Below are 19,070 nucleotides of genomic sequence, written 5' to 3'. Positions count from 1 at the left end.
AAATTTGAATATGTATAATTTAGGATTAATAGATGATAGAGAAACTTCACGAGAAGCATTAAAACTTTCAATTAAAAGACCCATGATTGGAAAAGGTTGGGATGTCATTGACACGCCTCCATTTGCAGAGGTAAGCGATTATATCAATTGGATAAATGAAAATGAAATCTCTGTTATTGTTATTGATGAAAAATTAAATGATCAAGCTACTTCTTGCTTAGGGCATGATGTAGTCAAGTATTTAAAAACGTTTTTTAATGACATACCTATCTTTTGTATTACTGCATATCCTAGAGAAGAAAATCTTAATTCTGTATATGATTTATATTATCTTATTATTTCAAAATCTGATTTTGAAGCTAAAAGAGATGAATATGTAAATTTGATGATTAAATCAGGAGAAGATTTTTATAAAGAATTTAATGATAAAAAAAATAAAATTTCTGAATTGTCAATTAAAAAAGCCAATAATGAAATAACTGCAGGTGAAGAAAAAGAATTATCTAATTTACAGGAATTTATAAAAAATCACTTTGGCTCTGATAATAATGAAACATTAGATTCTTGGCTACAAGAATTCTCACAAGGTATAAAAGATTATGAATTAATTGCTGAAGAAATAAAAAAACATATTACAGATGATTTGGGAGAAAATTGTTAAAAATGATGCCTTAATTAATTTGAACAGATCATATAAACTTTGTAAAGAGGATTTATCTGTTGAAGCCAAACATAGGTGTGTATATTGTTGCATTCATGAAAGTAGATGGGGAGGAATAAGAAATTTTCATGTTGAACATTATAAACCTAAATCTATATTTACAGAAGATATTAATAATTACAACAATCTTTTTTATGCTTGTTCTGTATGTAATGGATTCAAAGGAAATGATTGGCCCAATGACCAACAGCCAACATTTGATGTTGCATTCTACCCTAACCCTATAGAATATAATTATTCAGAATTAATACAAGTAGATTATGAAAATGGAAATGTTAGAGGAAATAATTTTACAGCAAATTACATCATAGAAAAATTATATCTAAATAGAAGGCAATTGATTAATGAAAGAATATTTTATTGGTATAATAAAAAATTCTTAGATACTCTTCCTCTTTTTCAAGAGTATATAAAAATATTATTAAGGAATTCACAAAATGAAAAAACGAAAAAACTTTTAGAGAAGTTTTTTGAGCATCAATGCAAGATATCAAAATTGTATGCTGACTTAAATACAATGATACCATATAAAAAACAAGATATTTCTAGATGAGTATAAATAATAAAGAGACTGGTTCCTATTATACTCCAGAGATTTTAAGTGACTTTTTATCAGATCATATTCTAAATAACTTTTTCAATGAAAAGAAGACAATAAAAATTCTTGAACCTAGTTGTGGAGATGGAATTTTTGTAAAATCTTTAATTAAAAAATCAAATAAAAAAATTTCGTTTACAATCTGTGATATAAATGAAGATGAATTAAATAAGACGCTTGCTTTTGTTAGACATAACAAAACTAAGGTGGATAGAGTATTTAATGATGATTATTTAAAAAAAGACAATGAAAAGTACGACTTAGTAATAGGCAACCCCCCATACATATCTAAACAACACTTAAATACTGAGCAAATTTTAAGGATAGGGGATATTGTTAAAGCTAACGCAGGACATACAGGTGAAGTAAAAAATATTTGGCCAGCATTTTTAATTAAAAACACATTAGAATTAAATGACAATGGTGTTTTATGTTTAGTTCTGCCAGCTGAGTTACTTCAAGTTAAATATACAGAATCAATAAGAAAATATATTTTAGAAAATTTTCATAAAATTGAAATTTTTGCATTTAATGAATTAATATTTGATAATATTGAGCAAGATGTAATAGTTTTTATTGGTGTTAAGAAAAGAGCTGTCGAAAACAATAATGTTTCTTTTTTTCAAGTACAAAAGCTTGATGATCTAAAGATTCCTGATTATGCTGAAAAAAATTCAAATGTTAATAGGAAAAGATTAGATAAATGGACTAATTATATACTATCTGAAGAAGAACTAGATTTTATAATTGATGTTACAGAAAAGCTAAATTTTAAAAAAGTTAATCATTATTGCGATAAAGCAGAAGTAGGAATTGTTACAGCTGCTAATGACTATTTTATTAGCACATACGAAAAGATAGAAAATATTGGTTTAAAGAAATTTTCAAAGGAAATACTCAGGAAAAGCAATCTATTAAAAAACTCAATAATTCTTGACAAAGAAGTTTTTTCCCAGATCATTTCAGATAATAAACCTGCTTTTTTAATAGATATAAAAAGAGAAGATATTCATCATAAAGTGGTAAAAGATTATCTATCAACAGGTGTTGAACTTGAGATATCTGGGAGATACAAAATGAAGAAAAGAAATAATTGGTATGAAATTCCAAGCACATGGTCTAGTGATATTTTTTTTGTTAAAAGATGTCATTTATATCCAAAATTAATATACAATCCTGAAAACTACTTACTAACAGATTCTTTTTACAGGATTATAATGAAAAAAGAATATAATGTAGAACATTTTGTCTATTCATTTTACAATACTCTAACCTTTATTTATGCTGAGCTAGAAGGTAGATTTTATGGTGGAGGTGTTTTAGAACTCACGCCTAATGAATTTAAAAAAGTATATATGCCATATATTGATAATGGAAATCTAAATGAATTAAATCTGAAGTTTAAATCAAAAAATGACATAGAGGCAATATTGAAATTCAATGACGAGATTATTTTAAAAAACCTTAATGCAGACGAAAGAGAAAAATTAACCTCAATTTGGAAAAAGCTTTTTCATAGAAGATTAAAATCCACCCCACTAGTGTAGGGTGGAAAATTAACTTAAAAACCAATGATAATCAGAACTACCATTGAGTGTTTTCTGAATACCCTTTGAAAACTCAAAAGCATTCAGATTCCTGTCTAAGAAAGTATCTATATATGAAGATTTATTAGCCTGTGTAAAAAGATTGTAAACATTCCAGAGGCTAATATCTCCTTCTTCATTCCTACAAAAGCTTTCATCCTCATAGTAGTCTTTTGCTACTGTGTTGAGCTGACTATCATTAAAGTTCAGATTTGGAATCACTAATTTCTCTTTTTTAGGTAAGTGTTGATATAATCTTGACCTACCCAAAAGTTGTGCAAATTGATGCTCTGTAATGTTGCTGTGAGATAAAGATTTCATAACCTCTAGGTGGCTTTGTGCATTATAGTTCTGGATAACAGAAGTAACTTTCTCCTGTAGCTCGTGATAATTCCCCACCCTCATTTCTTCTACAAAACCATCAGAAGATACACAGAGGTTACAGCAAACTTTGTTTTGAAAGCCAATAAAAAACTTAAATTTTTCAAAAGTTTTCTTATTATACAAATTCTCCAGATTATAACTCCTTACTCCACCCAAAGTAAGCGCCAATTCATTACCATTAATATTATCTACAATAGATGATATCTGAATAATAAAAGCCATTCTTTCATAATAAATGGTCTTCTCATGGTCTAACAGATCCTTAGCACTTTTGTATATGGCATCAGGAGTCCTCCCTTTGATTTGGTGGCTTACTCTTATCTCTGGTGCTGTAATGTGGTGGTGAGGAAATAGCTTCATTACTGTATTAGTAACAATTTCTATAAATTCTTGGTGAGCAATGGTCTTTTCATTGTCCTTACTGAATACAGGAATGATACAATCACTTTTAAGGTGGCTCAAATCTACCTGCAAGGTATTAGCTTCAATAAATGGTTTGTGAACATAGGTGGTATTATTGGTGGTGGCAGTATTTGAAATCAAAAGAGGTTGAACACTTCTTGGCTCAACCTCTTTTATTTCATTCATTCTGCTTGGGTAAAACACCCCTGCATCTTGGATATTTACAGTCTCCAGGTTAAGGTGACTGCTTTTTTGAACATTTTGCAGTTCCATTACTGCTGTATTATCTGTGTACTCCATTAGTTGAAAAGTTTTGAGGATTAGACAATTTGATTAAAAATGATTTTCTGGCTTCATACTCTGATTTTAATTCCTCCTGATAACCTGGGTACTGCTTATATAGAGTCAAAAGTTCAGTCAAGGTATTACAATCTCCAATTTTACTTATCAGCTCACTTATCTCTATTGGCTCCAGGTAACTCTGTACAGAAGTTGCAATAGTTGCAGTTTCTGCAATTCCTGCATTACACCAGTCTAAAATCAATTTACCAGTTTGAGGGGTTATCAGAAATTCAGGCTTGTTCATGAACAGTCCTGTTCTGTCTTTACTTGCTTTAGCCAAGTGGTTATCATTAACTAGCTCAAAATTAATGGTTAATTCATACTCAAAACCATCTCTGGTAATTTCTTTAGTTCCATGTTTTACAACTTTAGTCTTGCCATTACTGCCAACATCCAAAGAATAATCTATCTTTCTTCTTGTTGTGGTGATGATGTGGCAACTTGACTGTAAAATTTTGTTGATAAATGCCTGGTGTCTTGGGGTTACATTAGCCCAATCCTGAAATCTGCCACCTAATTTTTCATGAATTTCCAGACATCCACCTGAACCATTCCACTCATGACTGGCTGAATCTATGATAATAACTTCTATTCCTGATTTTTCACACAGTTCTATGGCTTGAATATACCTTTCAGGACTGTAAGGTGCTTGTAAATCCAGTACATTATAACTGCCCAGGTCAGAATACAGGGAAGCTGAGGAGTTTTCTGTGTCAATGACTGCTATTTTACTCCAGTCCTGTGTCATTCCATAGGATAATAATAGTGCTGATTTGGTCTTTCCAAATCCAGAAGCTCCTGACAATCCTAATCTGAGCCTTACTTGTTGTCTTTGTGATTGTTTTAATTGCATAATGGTTTGTATTTAAAAAGTTAATATTTTCTTTAATTTTTATTAAGTTAAAAATGAAAAAAGGTTAATCTCAAATTGAAACTAACCTTTCAACTATATATTTAATAGTGTTCTGTTTGCTTTATCCAATTCTTCATTATCAAACTCTTTCAGATATGTCATGGTTATTTGTACATTGGAATGCCCCATCAGTTCAGAAATCAAATCTGTGCTTGTTCCTTTCTTTTTAAGGATAGTTGCAAAGCTGTGTCTTGCTACATAAGAGGTTATGTGAGATTCAACACCTGCAATCTTCGCTATTTCTCCTAACTTCTTATTATAACGTCCTAGAACTTTATGTTTTCTGTGTTCAATTTGCTTAGGTGTCATATTATCACTCAACAATATTGGAAAAACATAAGAAGTATTTTTAGTCTTGTCGATATAGAAATCAATAATTTTCTGTGTTGTATCAACAACTTCTATACTAAATTTACCTTTGGTTTTGGCTCTGGTATAGTATATTCTACCATTTACTATATCTGATTTTTTAAGGTACATCATATCTACAAAGTTCATCCCTCTTGTGTAAAATGAGAACATAAAGTAATTGTATGCTTCCATAAGATGAGGAAACTGTGATAAATCAACATCTTTCAACTTTTTAAAATCTTCAACTGTTAATGCTCTTTTGTTGGGTTTTGCTCTAAGCTTGGAAATTTTATAGTATTTAAAAGGATAAATGTCCTGAGAGATAATTTTCCTATTAATAGCCTTATTAAATACTGCTCTTATCTGTCTCATCTTAAAAGCCATTCCTCCATTGTCATTTCCTCGTGAACGCATATAGACCTCATACTTTTCAAGAAATTCTGGGGTAACATCTTTAAACTTAAGGTTTGTATTTTCAGCATAGCTAAGTATAAATTTCGCTAAAGATTCTTTGGCTTCTTTGTAGGCTCTTGCATTCCCTAATCTATTAGACAGCTCCAATTCTTCAATAATCTCATTAGTAAAGACAAAAAAATTTTCATTAGTATCTGGAATACCTCTGAACTTTTGCTCAAATTCATTTAATGTAAAATCTTCATCATTTATCTGAAAATTCCTGATGATACTAAAAGCATGTTGCTTAAGTTTTAAAATAAGTTCATTTTCTATTCTCAGATTAGGATGTGGCTTTATAAATTGTTCACTTATAAAACGTTCTTTAAAGCCTTTAAGATTCAAAGAAATTTCCTTTTTCTTTCTATTTTTTGTTATGCGTAGGTAAACCAGATGCTGACCATCAGACAAAGGCTTACTACCCATGACAACTTTTATGGTTGCGTGGTTATTCATCATTGTAAAAATTAATTGATTAAAAGCCTGTCTTGTCTTTTAAGACAGGCTTTGGAAAACTATTAGAATCTTTTGTAGACTCCTCTGGATATTTTTTTGATAATTTTCTTCCTTGTCCATTGACTTAGTTTATCATCTATCGTCCTAATGGGAATTCCTAATTCAGTTCCTTTTTCTAAAATTTGTTCTCTTGTGAAATTCTGCTCAACAGAGTATAACAGTTCTTCATCATTTTCTGACAATCCATACTGGTCAATATTCTTAAAATTAAACAGAGAATGTTCGAAATAAACCTCCATTAGTCTTAAAGAGAGTATAAAGTCTTTGTTACTACAAGTAAGTTTCGATAATTGAGATAAGTCGTCACATTCTCTGTAAACAGAAAAAATCATACAAATTCTAAAAAATATTAATCCCAGCCTATGTAGATTAGAAATAAAGCTTGAGGACACCTCACCATTTCTTAATAAATTAATTTGCTTATTTCTGAAATATTGGTCAAAATATTGCTGTTGACGTAAAGTGAGTTCGAATTTAAGCTGACTTTCTCTATCTTTTAAACTTTTGTAAATCTGCAATACCTTTTCTGATTGGTTTCTAATCAGTTCATTAGTATCATCATTTCCATCAATAAAAGGGTTTCTAAAATCTATAACTTCGTCAAAAGAATAAACGATAAACCTAGATAAAAGTCCATTTTCTTTCGAATTTATTAAAGATTTCAACTGAGCTGGTGTACCACTTAATACTATTGATAATCTTGGACTCTTGACACTTATATATAAACCATCTCCTTTCCTACTCATTGACATAGGCTCGTGATGAAAACTTTTACGAAGCACATCAGAATAATTACCCCAGTCATTACTCAACATATTTCCCATTGTGTCTGCCTCTGACTCAATTATAAGTATTCCATCTTCTATTTTATTCATAAAATTATAGAGTTCTGCACTACTTATATTTGCTGGCACAATTTTTAAAATTATGTTATTACCAGATTTAGTTTTTTTTGATTGTTCTTCCTCTACTTCATCCTGTTCGTATTTATTCCATTGATTTTGGCTACCATCAAGCAAATAATCATGTATTTTTTCAATCAACATTCTAGCTTTCATCATCACTCCTTTGCCTGATGCAGGTGGGGCGCTTATAATGGTAAAAATATTTGCATAGACTATGGTACTATGATAGTAGCCAAATACATTTGGAGTGACACTGCTTAAAGCTCCTAAAGCTGAAGTAAGAACTATATCCTTCTCTCTGCCTGAAAAATTATCAGTCACTTTTTTAAGGATGTCTGGCAAACTTTTATATACTTTATCAGGTATCAATGGATTATTAATATTTTCTTCCACTTGTTCTCATTTTGTCGATTATACTTTCTTCTAAACTCGTAATAGATTTCACTTCATTCTGCATCATCCAGTTCTCCAAATCTTCTTTTCTAAAGTAGACTTTACCATTGTTAGGTTTGAAGAAGTTGATTCTGCCTTCTGATGTCAGTTTATACAAGAGTGACTTGCTGACGTCCATGAATAAAACAGCTTCCTTAAAGCTTAAAATCTTTTTCTCAATGTTCTCCATTGTAATAGATTTAATGTTGTGGTAGCAAATGTAAAGAGATGAAAAGCACCTTGTAGTCAAGGTGTAAGAGCATGTAAGATGTGATGTAAGAAAAGTGTAAGATTATTTCTTTTTTAAAGTCTGTAAATCAACAAATTGAAGAATATTTTCCAGCATCTTTTTTTCTTCTGGTTTTTTCTTCAATCTCGTAGTTGCAGTATAGTAGTTTTCAGAGGTTATAAATACCTCATCATCGCTTCTTGTAACAAACTTTCTACTACTTACGATATTTCGTATATCCATATTACGAAATAACCTGGATATGATCTCTAAATAACCTACCATTATAGGTGTAGATGTTTTGAATTTAATGTAAGATGTAGAATTTTCTTTTGTTAAGACTTCAATAAATGTATCTATGTCTGTATCGAAAATACCAGAATTAACAGATAAACGATATAGCTTTTTCAAGTTAGGAAGTGTGCCTATATATCCAAAGTTACTGTCTGGAGTAAATTTACTGTTTTGCTTTAAGGTTATTGTTATTGAATATCTTCGTAATAAGTATTGTTTAAAACTTTTAAAACTTCTCGTCACTTCTGGATAATCATCAAGAAAACTTTGGTAGGTAGTAACTATATATCTAAAAGATGTTTCAACATATTTCGAGAGCTTGGGAATATCTTCTGTTGGCGTAGAAAGAATAGTTGTATCAAAATTGTCCCTAATATAGCTGAATACTTTATAATACTCACCTAAAATATGGCTTTTTAATGGAAAAAACTCGTCATTCCTCCAAACACCTTCATCTATAAATAGACAGTTACCTGGAACACTTCCTATTTCATCAAGAAAGTCCTCATAAAATTGATTTTTGAGTGTCTCCAAGTTTGGGCTTGTAAAGAAATTTTCTAAAGGTTTAAGAAATAAATCTTGACGTTTATTCATTTTTCAAAAATATGAAATGTTTCACCTATGTTTCACCCAACAAAACAAAAAAGCACCTACATTTCTGTAAGTGCTTGATTCTAAAAGTGGTCCCACCTGGGCTCGAACCAGGGACCACCTGATTATGAGTCAGGTGCTCTAACCAACTGAGCTATAGGACCTCAAAACTTGGTTAAATTTTGTGTTTGCAAAAATAGTAAAATTTCTTTCACTACAAAATTTTTTATTGCTTTTCTTGGCAAAGTTCTACCAGCACACCGTTTGTAGACTTCGGATGAAGGAATACAACTAATTTGTTATCAGCACCTTCTTTCGGTTCTTCGGAGATAAACTGAAATCCTTCTTTTTTTAATCTTTTTACTTCTTCCAGAATATTTTCAACTCCAAAAGCTAAATGATGAATGCCCTCCCCTTTTTTATCGATGAATTTTGAGATGGGACTTTCAGGATTACTAGCTTCCAGTAACTCAATTTTACTTTCTCCCGTTTCATAAAAAGAAGTGACCACCCCTTCCCTTTCCACAGTTTCATGTTTGTAGGATTCCTTTCCTAATAATTTGGCGAAAAGCTCGTCAGAGACTCCTAAAGACTTTACGGCAATACCGATATGTTCTAGCTTCATATACTGCTAATAATTATAATTAATCGTAAATTTGATACTGTGGCTGAATTTCAGAAGTATCAATTCAAACAAAAGTACTAAATTTGCACAACTTATGGAAAGTAACAGACAAAGAAAAGTAGCACAGATCATTCAGGAAGACTTCGCAGAGCTTTTCCGCAAACAGGCTTCAGAGAGTAAGCAGAGTATATTAGTGAGTGTTTCAGACGTAAAAGTAACGGCAGATTTAGGGATTGCTAAAATCTATTTAAGCATTTTCCCACAGGAATTCCGTACAGCTGTCATGAAGGAGATTGAAGAAAACAAACCTCAATACAGAAATTTCATTGGCCAGAAAATGGCAAAACAGGTACGTATTATTCCTCAGCTTAACTTCTATCTGGACACCGCTCTTGATGATGTTGAAAAATTAGAAAGAGAACTAAGAGGCGAAGGTGACAATCCTGTATTATAGATCTTGAAGAATATTGCATTTTACATAGCATCCAGATACCTTTTGGCTAAGAAAGGCAGCACTGCTGTTACGTTCATTACGTGGCTGGCTGTGGGTGCCATGACGGTTGCTGTGGTTGCAATGTTCGTTATTATTTCAGTTTTTTCCGGACTTGAAGATTTGAATAAGGATCTTATTTCTAATCTTCATGCGGATCTTACCTTAAAAAGTACATCAGGAAAAACCATTAAAAATCTGGATAAAGTAGCCGCTACTTTATCCAACAACAAAGAAATAACCAGCTTTTCACGCGTTATTGAAGAGAAAGTATATGTCAGCTTCAATGGCAAAGGTGATATTGCCTTTTTAAGAGGAGTGGATTCTGCGTACATCAAAGTCAATCCTATTAATAAAGATGTATTCTACGGAACCTATCCGAGTTTTAAATATTCAAACGAAGTATTGATGGAAAACAGCCTGGACAACAGGTTATCGATTCCCATCGACTCTTCCAATCATTATGCAACTGTCTTTATGCCGAAACCGGGAACCGGGATCATTAATAAAGAAGAAGATATCTACAACAAAAGAGATATTTCAGTAACAGGCGTTTTTCCAGGGAAAGATCAATTGGATAACTACATTATTTCTCCTATTGAACTTACTGAGGAACTATTGAGTCTGCCTAAAAAATCAGCGTATCAGATTGTTATTAAATTAAAAAATCCGGAAAATGCAGATGCTGTAAAGCAAAACCTTCTTTCTTCTCTTGGAAAAAATATCGAAATAAAAACCAAAGAAGAGGAAAATGCTGCTTTCTGGAAAATGATCAATACTGAAAAACTATTCATCTACCTTATTTTTGCGCTTGTCATCTTTATCACCACCTTCAATCTTGCAGGAGCTATTATTATTTTGCAGCTTGACAAAAAAGAACAGGCAAAATCTCTTATTTCACTAGGCTTTCCTTTAAGCCATCTAAGAATGACCTATTTCTATACTGGAATTCTTATCGTTATTTCGGGAGTCATTACCGGTTTAATATTCGGAACAGCACTTTGCTATTTCCAATTGTACACGGAATTTTTCAGAGCTAATGAAGTTCTTCCTTTCCCTGTAAAGATTGTGGGCAAAAACTATCTTATTGTAGCCCTTACGGCATCTGTATTTGGAATCGCTATTTCATGGTTCTTTTCAAAGATCAGCAAGGAGTATATTACTAAAAATTAACATAGAACGTTTACACATTTCATATAATTAATCCGTTACGGTTTCATTTTTTTGTACCTTTACGCCCCAATTTTAAAAGAAATGAAACGAATTTTATCTTTTTTCTTATTAAGCTTTGCATTTATCCATGCATTAGCGCAAATTCCTCCGGGTTATTATAATAACGCATCCGGATTAACAGGAGCTCCTCTTAAAACGGCTCTAAAAAACATCATAGAAAATGGACATGTAGATCATGGATATGATGGACTATGGAATGGTTACACCACAACAGATCGTGATTATTTCTATGAAAACGACGGAACTGTTCTGGACATCTACTCTGAAAATCCTACAGGTCCTGATCCATACAATTTTACACCGGGACTTAAGAAATGTGGAAATTACAGCAACGAAGGTGATTGCTATAACCGTGAGCACGTTATTCCTCAAAGTTTGTTTAGCTCAGCTTCACCAATGGTAGCAGATATTCACTTTATTCGTCCTACTGATGGAAAAGTAAATGGAAAGAGATCAAACTTTCCATACGGAAAAGTAGGAACAGCTTCTTTTACTTCACAAAATTTTTCAAAACTTGGTAATTCTGTTTCTCCGGGATATTCGGGTACTGTATTTGAACCCATCGATGCCTTTAAAGGAGATATTGCCAGAATGATTTTTTATTTTGTAACAAGATATGAAGCTAAACTTTCAGGATTTACATCCGGAGGAATGCTAGGAGGTTCTGCATTTCCAGGTTTACAGCCTTGGGCGCTTCAGCAGTATTTAGCATGGCACGTCATGGATCCTGTATCTCCGGAAGAAATAGCAAGAAATAATGCTTCATACACCTACCAGGGAAACAGAAACCCATTTATTGATCACCCGGAATATGCTACTCAGATCTGGGGAGATCCGATTGTGGATACTACGCCTCCAACAGCGGCTACCAATGTGGTTGCCAGTAACCCTACATCAAATTCAGTTGCATTAAACTGGACTGCAGCAACAGATAATATCGGAGTAACGGCTTACGATATTTATGCAAACGGAACTCTAAAAACGACAGTAGATGGAACATTAACTTCCACTACAGTAACAGGATTATCTCCGCTTACACAATATACGTTCTATATTATTGCTAAAGATGCTTCAGGAAACCCTTCCCCACAAAGTAACAATGCCGTTGCAACTACACTTGACGGTCCTGTGGGTGGAAGCTGTGGAACAGAAGATTTTGAAACGATCTCAGGTGCTGCAAACACCTACATGACAGCAACATGGACTAATAATACGATTACATGGATTGCCACAGATGCAAGAGTTGATCAGACAATCAACGGGAAAGCAATAACCATCAGAAATGGTAATTTAACAAGTTCAACCCTAGCCGGTGGAATTCAGAGTTTAACATTAACTACTCAGTTAAAATTCGCTGGAAGTGATGGTACGATTAATGTCTTTATCAATAATGTGAATGTAGGATCGGTTCCTTATAGCGCAACAGCAACAACTACTACGATTAACAATATCAATGTAACCGGAAATATCGTTATTAAATTAACGAATTCATTAGCGACAAACAGAGTTGCTCTGGATGACTTAAGCTGGACATGTTATAACGGTTCATTAGGAACAGTTGACGCTCAGAAAAATAAATCAGAGTTTACCATCTACCCTAACCCGATTAAAAACAATGAATTATTTGTAAAAGGAGAAAACCTTAGCAAGATTTCAAAGGCCGACATTTATGATCTTTCAGGAAAATTAATTGAAACGATTGCAAATCCTTTCAAAGCTTCCAATAAAATCAATCTTAAAGGCTTGACAAAAGGAGTTTATATCTTGAAAACTGACAATTTCTCTACGAAGTTCATCGTAGACTAAGTCTTAAAAAATATTTCACTTTAAAAGACCGGATTTGTCCGGTCTTTTTTTTATTTTTGATCTATGGATTCTAATAAAAAATTAGGACTGATAGGACGAAATATTTCTTATTCTTTTTCTAAAAAATTCTTCGAAAACAAGTTCCAAAAGCTTATGCTTAAGGATTTCTCTTACGATATCTTTGACCTTAATGAAATTGATGAAGTGGAAAATCTTTTTTCATCACCTGAGCTTTTAGGATTCAATGTAACCATTCCTTTTAAAGAAAAAATCATTAACTATCTTGATGAACTGAGTGACGAAGCTGAAAAAATTGGTGCCGTGAACTGTGTTCTTATTCAAAATGGAAAAAAAACAGGATATAATACGGATGCTTTTGGCTTTGAAAAGACGCTTCTTTTACATAAAAAACCAACTCAGGACAAAGCATTGATTTTAGGAAACGGAGGTGCTGCAAAAGCGGTAAAATATGTTTTAGATAAACTTAATATCCCTTCAAAAACCATTTCCAGAAGTACAGAAATTAACTTTGAAAATCTGGATAAGGAAACGGTTCAGGAACATAAAATCATTATTCAGTGTACTCCCGTAGGAACGTTTCCAAACACTGAAGATTGCCTGGATTTCCCGTTTGATGCACTTACTTCAGAACACCTGGTTATAGATCTTATATACAATCCAAATTACACTCAGTTTATCCTTAAAGCCTCTGAAAAAGGAGCAAAAACAGTGAACGGTTATTATATGCTTGAACAGCAAGCAGAAAAAGCCTGGGAAATTTGGAATTTTCAAAAAAAATAACATAAATTAGTGCTTTAATTGGCTTTACGGCTATATTTGAAGGATATTAACGCCACTCACATAAAAGATTTGCTATGATTACAGAAAACAATCTTTCTGAAAACGAAGAAAAAAATTCTAACGAAGTACCTCAAGAGACATCAGAAAATACAAATTCTCCTGATGCAACTCACCATGATGATGATGCAGAACACCTTGAAGAGCATGATGATGTTGAAATTTCTTTAGCAGATGCTTTAAAGGAAATGGAAAAAATCATTAACACTCCCAACGCCGGTGAGAATTTCAAGAAATTCAATGTGCTGAAGGAAAAAGCAAGTCATTTTATTCATGATGAAGTGGAAGACAAAAAACATGAATATGTAGAGGCAGGAAATGCTCCTGAAAATTTCAGTTATGAGCATCCGTCTCAAACTAAATTTTCTGCTTTAGTCAATATCTTCAGAGAAAAACATGATGACTTCCAGAAAGGTCAGGAAGAAGAGCAGAAGAAAAACCTTGACCACCGTCAAAGTATTATTGAAAGACTTAAAAATCTTTATACCAATTCTGAGCCGGGGGTTAATCTTTTCAGATCAATCCGTGAGATCAAAGAAGACTGGTCAAAAGCCGGACAGGTTGCCAAATCTGAATTCAAAATTCTTAATAACAACTATTTCCACCATTTGAATCAATTTTATCAAATGCTGGATCTGAACAAAGAATTTTTGGAACAGGAATACAGCCACAACTTAGAAAAAAGACAACACATTATTGCCCGTGCGCAAGAACTGGAAAATGAACCGGTAATTCAAAAGGCTTTGAATGAGTTGCAATATCTTCATAAGCTTTGGAAAGAAGAAGCTGAGCCTGTAGCAGAAGAGTTCCGTGAAAAGACATGGGAAGAGTTCAAAGAAATCTCCAACAAAATTCACGAAAGAAAATCTGAATTATCTGCAGTGATCGAACAGGAGCAAAATACCAATCTTGAGAAGAAAAATCAGATTATTGCTGAAATTAAAAAGCTTTCAGAACCTTCTGAAACTCCTAATCACAATTACTGGCAAAACTCCATCAAAAGAGTGGAAGATCTGCGTTCTGATTTCTTAAAGACAGGAAGTGTTCCAAGAAAATTATCCAACCAAAACTGGAATGATTTCAAAACAACACTTCGAGGTTTCAATACTACCAAGAATAATTATTACAAATCATTAAAAGGTTCTCAGCAGGCTAACCTGGAAGAAAAATTAAAATTGATCCAGACTGCACAGGACAATATGAACAATGAAGAATGGGATATTGCTGTTCCGTTATTCAAAAAACTTCAGGAAGACTGGAAGAAAATCGGCCACGTTCCAAAGAGCATGACTAATAAAATCTGGGATGAATTCCGTGATGCCTGTAATGCATTCTTCAACAATTACAGAGAGAAAAGCAATACTTCTACAGATAACTGGAAGGAGAATTACAAAAATAAAAAAGCGCTTCTTGATGAATTGAAAACGGTAAGTAATGACGAAGGAAGCATCGAAAAAATTGAACAGATCAAAACGTCATGGAATAACATAGGAAAAGTTCCAAGAGATAAAATTTCGATCAACACTGAATTCAACAAGACTTTAAGAGAGAAATTAAAGATCAATAAGATCAACGAACTTGAATTAAAAGAAGAAGGTTTATCTGAAAACCAGCTTACCGATAAGGCAAGAAAGATCAAAAATCAAATCTCAGATCTTGAAGGAGAAATTGTAAAGTTGGAAAACAACCTTGCCTTCTTTACCAAACCGTCAAGAGAAAATCCTTTATTAAAGGATACTTACAATACAATCGATGAGAAAAAAGCTCATCTGGAAACATTAAAACAGAATCTCCACAATATTATTACCGGAGATTAATTCTTAATACAACAAATAAAGGCGGAGCAAAGCAATTTGTCTTCGCTTTTTCTTTTTAAAGATATGAACAACGACGAACTTTATATTCAAAGATGCATTGAGCTCGCTCAGAAAGCGTTAGGAAAAACCTATCCTAACCCGCTTGTAGGCAGTGTAATTGTCCATAACGGAAAAATCATCGGAGAAGGCTATCATCATAAAGCAGGAGAAAATCACGCAGAAATTAATGCAATAAATTCTGTGGAAAACAAAGAACTGATCCCCGAATCTACTATTTATGTTTCGTTGGAACCTTGTGCTCACTATGGAAAAACACCACCTTGCGCTTTAAAAATTAAAGAGCTAGGATTCAAAAAAGTAGTGATAGGTGCCATGGACTCTCATGATAAAGTGAATGGAAAAGGCAAGAAAATCATTCACGATGCAGGAATTGAGGTTATTTCCGGGATTCTGGAAAAAGAATGTATAGAATTGAATAAGCGTTTTTTCACCTATCATGAAAAGAAAAGGCCGTATATCATTTTGAAATGGGCAGAATCCGCTGATGGATTTTTAGATAAAGACTCTAAACCTACAGCTATTTCAAACACTTTAGTGAATCAGTTTGTTCATCAGTTAAGAGCCGATGAGCATGCTATTTTAGTAGGAACTCAAACTGCGTTGAATGACAACCCAAGTTTGACCGTAAGAAATACTGAAGGGATAAATCCTGTCAGAATTTTAATTGATTTCGATCTAAAGATTCCTGAAACTTCTGCAATTTATAACAAGGAGGCAAAAACATTGATCTTTAATTCTATCAAAGAAGAAACTCGAGACCATGTTCAATTCATAAAAATCGGAAAAGAAAACTTCTTGCCTTATTTGATGAATGCTCTGTACAAAGAACAGATTCAATCTGTTATTATTGAGGGAGGTCGCTTTACGTTGCAGCAATTTATTGATGCTGATCTTTGGGATGAAGCAATTGTTATTAAAAACGAAGGATTGGAATTAAAAAATGGAACAAAAGCTCCGGAATTTAATCATACAGCTTATAAAACAGAACAATTCAGAGATAATTTGGTTTCTTTTTTTAAGCTTTAATAATTTCATTTTTAAATGACAATATAAAAATCTGTCTCACACCATTGAGGCAGATTTTTACTGTAAAAGCAGATCCACTTCCAATGGATGCTGATTCCGAATCACCTCTACTTTCAATTTTCCTTTCCACTTTGAAACCTGGTAAATATTCATAAGATCGCTAAGTTTTTTGACAGGCGTATTATCCATCGTTCTGATAACATCCTTTTCCAATAATCCGGCTTTTTTTAACAGACTATTTTCTTCCAATTTAAGGATTACAACTCCATTCTCATCAGGTAAACCGTAAGCAGATCTTTCTCCTAAACCATCAATTGATTTCAATGTTGCATTCAGGAAATTACCTGTTGTTATTTTTTGATCATCACTTGAATTTTCAATTAATGCAGGAAACTCCGGTTGAGTAGCCATTTTTTTTAATTCAGGAATCTGAACACCAAACTTATCCATTGCAAAATTTTTAAAGCCGATAGCTAAAGCCTGAGAATTATTATTCACCTTATAATCTCCACTCTGAGGATTAATAAAATCAACACTGCCAAAAACACTGTGTAAATCAGTGCCTCTCTTTTGTGCAGCCTGTAAAGATTCTTTATCAGGTAAAAGATTATAGTCAATATTATTCCCCCAATCATCAATCTGAATGGGAGCATAGGGGGTCATTACAATATTATGAAGAAAGCTGTCTTCACTATTTTTAAACCAAACATGCGGATGAAAACTGTTATTAACCATAATATTATTTTCTACTCTTCGTTTAAAGCCTTCACGAAGCTTAAGTCCCCCATTGAGAAGTACATTATTATAAATAGAATAATTGGAAGAACCATCGTCAAGATCGATATCCCAACCATGATCACAACGAAATCTGTTATTCCGGATAACAGTAGTCTGCCATGCATCGAGTAAAATCAATTCCGGATGTTTGCTCGTAATACTATCCATATATTTTCTGGAAGGACTCCAGTAACGATCTCTTCCCCACGAGTTGAAAGCACCGTGATCTCCGGTCTCCAGAACAGTATTGAAAACATCATTGAATTCTAAGATATGTCCGCCAAAAGCGCCGTCACCAATATTAATCCCAGCTCTGGGCGTATTGTATATACTATTGTATCTAACTGCAATCTGCGAGGCAATATCAATCTGTATCCCTGCAGATTGTTTTTCAATCCGGCCAATATCATGAATCAGATTATTTTCTGCGATACATTGCTGGGGATAATGATCAGATTTAGGACCGGGGATTTTATCCAATTGCTCATAGGGAACACTATCTTCATATCTGAAAGAAGGAGAACGAACGGCATCAGTTTCACCAACAAAAGAGATCCCACTGGCACCTGCTCCAATGATATAATTGCCCCGTATCAGATTTCCTTTATTATATCCGCTTAACATAATGGCATTACCTCCCACATCTATAAACTGACAACCTGTTATCCGGATATTCTGAGTATTATTCAGAAAAAGACTTCCTCCTCTGTAGATAGTCCAATCGCTCCTGAGAAGAGGTTCCTTTGTTTGCATAAAGCTCCGTTCATTATGCAGGAAGCTCAGATTTCTAATTTCTATGTTTGATAGTGGGTTTCCTTCACCGCCTTTGATTTCAATACTATTTTTAAAACGGGAAACTTCTATTTTAGATCCTAATAAATCTGAATCCTTGAACGGATAGTAGTAGAGCAATTTCTTTTCCTTATCCAGAAACCATTCTCCGGGAGCATTCAACTCTTCAAATATATTTTCAACAAAGCGGAATTGTTTATGCAATGGAGATGGACGATTATTTTGCCACCCACCTTCTAATTTTAATTCTCCTTTTTCATCAAACCCTACAATTCTATAATGAAGACCTCCCCACTCTCCTGAATGCAGGCCATGAACATAGCCACCTGTTGGATTCTTCCATCGTCTGATCCGCTCAGGATTTATAGCGTCTGCTGAAGTTCCATTGAAAACACGGGCTGTAGCATCATAATCAGGATAACGAGCCAGTATCTGTAGCTTTCCATTTACAAAAAATCTTTCAAAGCCAGCATTTTGAGGAACCGGTGTCACATATATTCCATTTTTATAAGGTTTCCAATCTGTTGTTAATAGTTCGCCTGCACTTATATAAGCACGTTCATCCGCGTAAGAACTAATAAGAAGAGATTTTGTTTTTACAATCTTGTGATCCAGTATAATTGGTTTTTGGAGATAATAAGTTCCTTCTCTGAAATAGATGGTCACAGCCTTTCCAGCAGCTTTTTCAATTTCCTGTATAGCCCGCTCAGGAGTTCTGAAAGGTTGGGTGATACTCCCTTGACTATTGTCATTACCATTTGTAGAAACATACAGCTGAATCTGCGCCTTTGAAAAAAGAAGCGTAAACATACTGAGTAAGAGACCAAATAAATTTCTTTTCATAGAAATCATAGATATAGCCGGCAGAG

Annotated in this window: 17 protein-coding genes and 1 tRNA gene; 9 read left to right on the top strand and 9 right to left on the bottom strand. The window is 33.3% G+C overall.

Annotation, left to right across the window (positions count from 1 at the left end; genetic code table 11):
• The first annotated feature begins 10 nt into the window (after nt 1-10).
• The 3 genes from EG342_RS09575 to EG342_RS09565 are packed head-to-tail and all read left to right on the top strand — an operon-like array spanning nt 11 to nt 2,866.
• Nucleotides 11-661: a response regulator gene (locus tag EG342_RS09575; protein ID WP_103291575.1), complete on the top strand. Its 651-nt coding sequence runs from the start codon at nt 11-13 to the stop codon at nt 659-661.
• Nucleotides 639-1,274, top strand: a complete 636-nt coding sequence (locus tag EG342_RS09570) for an HNH endonuclease (protein WP_103291577.1) — start codon at nt 639-641, stop codon at nt 1,272-1,274. Before EG342_RS09575 ends, EG342_RS09570 begins: the two co-directional genes overlap by 23 nt.
• Nucleotides 1,271-2,866, top strand: coding sequence for an Eco57I restriction-modification methylase domain-containing protein (locus EG342_RS09565; RefSeq protein WP_103291579.1), 1,596 nt, complete (start codon nt 1,271-1,273; stop codon nt 2,864-2,866). Before EG342_RS09570 ends, EG342_RS09565 begins: the two co-directional genes overlap by 4 nt.
• 9 nt (nt 2,867-2,875) lie before the next feature.
• Here the strand turns inward: EG342_RS09565 and EG342_RS09560 are convergent, their stop codons facing one another.
• The 8 genes from EG342_RS09560 to mce form a co-directional block, all read right to left on the bottom strand.
• The gene (locus EG342_RS09560) at nt 2,876-3,991 is read right to left on the bottom strand and encodes a DUF3871 family protein (protein WP_103291581.1); all 1,116 of its coding nucleotides are present in this window, start codon (nt 3,989-3,991) and stop codon (nt 2,876-2,878) included.
• A complete protein-coding gene (locus tag EG342_RS09555; RefSeq protein WP_103291584.1) occupies nt 3,975-4,886 on the bottom strand; it encodes an AAA family ATPase in 912 nt (303 codons plus the stop codon). The genes EG342_RS09560 and EG342_RS09555 overlap by 17 nt, the downstream gene beginning before the upstream one ends.
• Before the next feature lie 93 nt (nt 4,887-4,979).
• On the bottom strand, nt 4,980-6,209 hold the full coding sequence (locus tag EG342_RS09550) for a site-specific integrase (protein WP_103291586.1): 1,230 nt from the start codon (nt 6,207-6,209) through the stop codon (nt 4,980-4,982).
• A gap of 59 nt (nt 6,210-6,268) precedes the next feature.
• Nucleotides 6,269-7,564 carry a DUF3987 domain-containing protein gene (locus EG342_RS09545; RefSeq protein ID WP_103291589.1) on the bottom strand — a complete coding sequence of 432 codons (1,296 nt, stop codon included), beginning with the start codon at nt 7,562-7,564 and terminating at the stop codon, nt 6,269-6,271.
• Entirely contained in the window at nt 7,548-7,793 is a 246-nt protein-coding gene (locus tag EG342_RS09540; RefSeq protein WP_103291591.1) for a helix-turn-helix transcriptional regulator, read from the bottom strand. Before EG342_RS09540 ends, EG342_RS09545 begins: the two co-directional genes overlap by 17 nt.
• A gap of 102 nt (nt 7,794-7,895) precedes the next feature.
• Nucleotides 7,896-8,720 (bottom strand): hypothetical protein, encoded by an 825-nt coding sequence (locus tag EG342_RS09535; RefSeq protein WP_103291593.1) that lies wholly within the window; start codon nt 8,718-8,720, stop codon nt 7,896-7,898.
• An 87-nt stretch (nt 8,721-8,807) separates the two neighbouring features.
• Nucleotides 8,808-8,881, bottom strand: a tRNA-Ile gene (locus EG342_RS09530).
• Nucleotides 8,882-8,943: 62 nt separating this feature from the next.
• Entirely contained in the window at nt 8,944-9,342 is a 399-nt protein-coding gene (gene mce / locus EG342_RS09525; protein ID WP_103291595.1) for a methylmalonyl-CoA epimerase, read from the bottom strand.
• A 94-nt stretch (nt 9,343-9,436) separates the two neighbouring features.
• On the opposite strand from mce, the gene rbfA reads away from it, so the two are divergent.
• The 6 genes from rbfA (at nt 9,437) to ribD (ending at nt 16,632) form a co-directional block, all read left to right on the top strand.
• Nucleotides 9,437-9,796, top strand: coding sequence for a 30S ribosome-binding factor RbfA (gene rbfA, locus EG342_RS09520; protein WP_027373534.1), 360 nt, complete (start codon nt 9,437-9,439; stop codon nt 9,794-9,796).
• 3 nt (nt 9,797-9,799) lie between these two features.
• Nucleotides 9,800-11,005 (top strand): ABC transporter permease, encoded by a 1,206-nt coding sequence (locus EG342_RS09515; RefSeq protein WP_103291598.1) that lies wholly within the window; start codon nt 9,800-9,802, stop codon nt 11,003-11,005.
• Nucleotides 11,006-11,086: 81 nt separating this feature from the next.
• Nucleotides 11,087-12,871: an endonuclease gene (locus tag EG342_RS09510; RefSeq protein ID WP_103291600.1), complete on the top strand. Its 1,785-nt coding sequence runs from the start codon at nt 11,087-11,089 to the stop codon at nt 12,869-12,871.
• Nucleotides 12,872-12,934: 63 nt separating this feature from the next.
• The gene (locus EG342_RS09505; RefSeq protein WP_103291602.1) at nt 12,935-13,672 is read left to right on the top strand and encodes a shikimate dehydrogenase family protein; all 738 of its coding nucleotides are present in this window, start codon (nt 12,935-12,937) and stop codon (nt 13,670-13,672) included.
• 74 nt (nt 13,673-13,746) lie between these two features.
• Nucleotides 13,747-15,546: a DUF349 domain-containing protein gene (locus EG342_RS09500; RefSeq protein WP_103291604.1), complete on the top strand. Its 1,800-nt coding sequence runs from the start codon at nt 13,747-13,749 to the stop codon at nt 15,544-15,546.
• A 63-nt stretch (nt 15,547-15,609) separates the two neighbouring features.
• The gene (gene ribD, locus EG342_RS09495; RefSeq protein WP_103291607.1) at nt 15,610-16,632 is read left to right on the top strand and encodes a bifunctional diaminohydroxyphosphoribosylaminopyrimidine deaminase/5-amino-6-(5-phosphoribosylamino)uracil reductase RibD; all 1,023 of its coding nucleotides are present in this window, start codon (nt 15,610-15,612) and stop codon (nt 16,630-16,632) included.
• A 57-nt stretch (nt 16,633-16,689) separates the two neighbouring features.
• Here ribD and EG342_RS09490 read toward each other — a convergent pair whose 3' ends face one another.
• A complete protein-coding gene (locus tag EG342_RS09490) occupies nt 16,690-19,044 on the bottom strand; it encodes a PDZ domain-containing protein (RefSeq protein ID WP_103291609.1) in 2,355 nt (784 codons plus the stop codon).
• Between the last annotated feature and the right edge of the window lie 26 nt (nt 19,045-19,070).

The organism is Chryseobacterium lactis, assembly GCF_003815875.1.
In the GTDB taxonomy this organism is placed as follows: domain Bacteria; phylum Bacteroidota; class Bacteroidia; order Flavobacteriales; family Weeksellaceae; genus Chryseobacterium; species Chryseobacterium lactis.
Note: the sequence above shows the minus strand (reverse complement) of the source record. Positions and strands in the feature narration are given on the sequence as shown.